The organism is Arachidicoccus sp. (assembly GCF_050436765.1).
In the GTDB taxonomy this organism is placed as follows: domain Bacteria; phylum Bacteroidota; class Bacteroidia; order Chitinophagales; family Chitinophagaceae; genus Arachidicoccus.
On record NZ_JBNQGD010000003.1, the window covers coordinates 1 to 3,202 of the forward strand.

General features: G+C 37.3%; 4 protein-coding genes. 1 reads left to right on the top strand and 3 read right to left on the bottom strand.

All coding sequences use genetic code 11. The features are described 5' to 3' along the window. Positions 1 to 84 precede the first annotated feature (84 nt). Positions 85 to 1,335: a glycoside hydrolase family 28 protein gene (locus ACQR30_RS00170; protein WP_429729546.1), complete on the bottom strand. Its 1,251-nt coding sequence runs from the start codon at positions 1,333 to 1,335 to the stop codon at positions 85 to 87. A 164-nt stretch (positions 1,336 to 1,499) separates the two neighbouring features. On the opposite strand from ACQR30_RS00170, the gene ACQR30_RS00175 reads away from it, so the two are divergent. Beyond that, positions 1,500 to 1,943, top strand: coding sequence for a universal stress protein (locus ACQR30_RS00175; RefSeq protein ID WP_429729549.1), 444 nt, complete (start codon positions 1,500 to 1,502; stop codon positions 1,941 to 1,943). Between the two features lie 20 nt (positions 1,944 to 1,963). On the opposite strand, the gene ACQR30_RS00180 is transcribed toward ACQR30_RS00175, so the two are convergent. After that, the gene (locus ACQR30_RS00180) at positions 1,964 to 2,194 is read right to left on the bottom strand and encodes a 4a-hydroxytetrahydrobiopterin dehydratase (protein ID WP_429729552.1); all 231 of its coding nucleotides are present in this window, start codon (positions 2,192 to 2,194) and stop codon (positions 1,964 to 1,966) included. A gap of 386 nt (positions 2,195 to 2,580) precedes the next feature. After that, on the bottom strand, positions 2,581 to 3,202 hold a 622-nt coding region (locus ACQR30_RS00185), incomplete at its 5' end, for an outer membrane beta-barrel protein (protein WP_429729555.1).

A 3,202-nucleotide genomic window follows, 5' to 3' on the forward strand; every position in this document is an offset into this window, starting at 1 on the left:
CGTTTTTGGACTCTTAGCCACCTTTCTAGGTATGCTTATTTTAAGATGAAATGTTATAAGCAAGCAAGTTTATTCACAAAAACTCTAGTCCAGTTTATATGGTTGTCCGTTAACAACTACATTTTCCATGGAGATATTCTTATAAGGCGTTTCAAATATTGGCTTTTGGGCTTTCACATTAATATCCTTGAAGCTTATATTAGATACCTTATCGAGTGAATTTCCCTTCATTCTGCCTAGATACTCGCACTGTACATTCACATTGGAAATACTGACATTTCGAACGGTACCAAATGGCTTTGCGGTACTTCCTTTCATATCGAAAAACTGTGTCCATGGAGACATCATTACGATTGTACCACATTTACCAGTAATACCATCCACTTTTACATTTTCATAGATCTGATAGGTATCTGGACGCATTTTGAACAGCAGAATGGGATTATTATTATCCACCTTACAGTTTTTTATTTCAATATTTTTCCCGTGAATACATTCACTACCAAAAGTTAGACAGGCATTTACCCTACCATAAGTACAATTCTCAATCAACACATTTTCTACCATTCCATTGCCAGCTATGTTTTGCGCATCAGGCCCTTTACCACCTTTAATACATACGCCGTCATCATTTACCGAAATATAGCAATTACGAATTAACACATTTTTACATACATCGATATCCACCCCATCGGTACTGGGTGCCGGCACTGGGCTAAATGAAGAACGAATATCACAGCTATCAATTAAAACATTCGTACACTGATACAAATGTGTAGTCCAGAAACCGGAGTTATGTAGTTTAACGTTTTTTATTACCACATCATTGCATTGCCAAACAAAAAGCAAACGTGGACGATGAACTTCCAAATTAGTGAACGCTTTACCTTCTTTTTTCGCCTCTTTTCTACGTTTCCAAAAATCCGCCCAATAACTCAATCCATTTCCGTCGATTGTACCGGGGCCTGTAATACTAAAATTGTTTACATGGTAAGCATTGATCAATGCGGCATAATAGTACAGATTGTGCCCCTCCATACGAGAAGGACCATATGGGTAATCACCAATATTATCCGAGCCTTTTAACTTAGCTCCTTCCATTAGCGCTAGCTTTGTCTTAGGCTTAAAAAATAAAGCTCCTGTAAGAAAAACGCCCTTAGGAATAACAATTGTGCCGCCTCCATTCAAAGCAGCTTTATCAATAACACTTTGTATAACTTCTGTATTTAACTTGTTACTATCCAGACCTGCGCCGTAATCGGTAATTACATAGTCTTGTGCATTGACTTTAATAGCAGCTGTAAAAATGATCAAAAAAATAAGTACTATTCTCATGAATAAAACTGGATTTTAATACTTGAACGTAAAATGAATATAAACAAATATAATACAATCTCAGCTCAGTAATTGTAGAAATAACAAAAATTTTCAGAGCACAGAATTAAAACAAAAAAATGGCTCAAAAATTGCATTACTTGAATGTATAAAATAACAGAATTATGGGATTCAAAAAGGTATTAATTGCCGTCGATAGCAGTCCTTGCTCCCTACACGCCGTCAAAAAAGGGGTCGCTTTAGCACGGGCGCTCAATGCAGCGGTCGCTCTGATTTTTGTCATTGACAGAAGTCATGAAATTGTAAGTTCCGACCTTGGCATCACACCTCTTCAAAGCGAAAGTATCCTATTGCAACAAGCGGAAGAAACGGTGAATCAAATGATAAAGATGTATAGCCAGGATAACAATATGGAAATAGGCAAATTCCTTCCTGAAGGCTTCCCCAAAGATGAAATTTTAGCTACCGCCAAGCAGTGGAAAGCAGATTTAATTGTAATGGGTACACATGGAAGAACGGGGCTAGCGCATTTTCTTATGGGAAGTATTGCCGAATATGTGGTTCGCCATGCTTCCATTCCTGTAATGGTCGTACCACAACATGAATAATAATTCCCATCGAAGTAAGATTATAATAACTCATCAATGGCTTTCGCCAAATCTTCATCTTTCCTTGTTACCACATCTCCCGCATCATGTGTGGAAAGTGATATTTCAACCTTATTCCAAGTATTTGTCCAAGTAGGGTGATGGTCCATTTTTTCAGCAATCAAAGCCACACGTGTCATAAAGGCAAAAGCCGCTGAGAAATTCTTAAACTCAAACTTCTTGTGTAATTTATTTTCTTTCTGCTGCCACATAATTTTCAAATTTAGTATTTAAAGGTAGCAAGATTAAATGCAAGTATATCTTAAAATTCGACCGGCAATGCACAAATTTTCTTCTAAGTTGTGACATTTTTTTTGTCGCAGCGAATTTATGAAGAGCGGGCGTACATATCTCTTTGCCCTCATTCAAAAATGTATTCCCCACAGTATAAGACGACTTTGCTTAAACTATTGGCCAAGCCGCTGATTGACTGAATTGCCTATTGCATTTTTTTGATCCTTTGACTGAATCAAAATATCAGATACGGTAACAAAGGCAAAAAATGGTTTAAGACAATGTTTAGCGCTTTGGAATTCAATGCTATTTTTAATACACGACTTTTTTAAAAAGAAATAGAAATATTTGTAAAATACGTCTACTAAAACCCACCGCTACGATGACCACTACCCTTTCCACCTGTGCCAAATCCGTCAAATTCCCCAATTTTCTTTCGGCGTTCTCCATTAACATTCATTTTTCCCGACCCTTTTCTACCCCCAAATTTGCGTAGGTTGTAGGTAAAGGTGAGCATAAAATAACGCCGAAGTACATTGGTTTGCGATTGCCTTATATAGTTGTCAGTACGACTAAAAGAAATGCCTTTACTTTTATTGAGTATATCGTTTACCGTAAGTTTTACCTCTCCAGAATTATTCTTAAAGAACAATTTAGCTATGCTTAGGTTCCAACGTGGAATGCTCGTATTTTGTCCCTCGGGCAAACCCGCGTAAAAAGCATAATTAAATTTCGACATAGCTTCCCAGCCTGACTTGCTATACCAAGTACCATCAAAAGAAATAGATTGCGAATAATAGTTTCCATTCTGCGCTTTATTAACCGTATAGGTCGTAATATGATAGGAAGGATCAGTAGAAAGATTGATATCAAAAGTCTCTTTCAAATTGGTGGACCACCGGATGGTTTGACTAAAATTTGTGTTGTAGGTAAAATTCCTTTCACCATCTATCAGACTCGCCACACGTTCATTAGAAGCCCGGGTC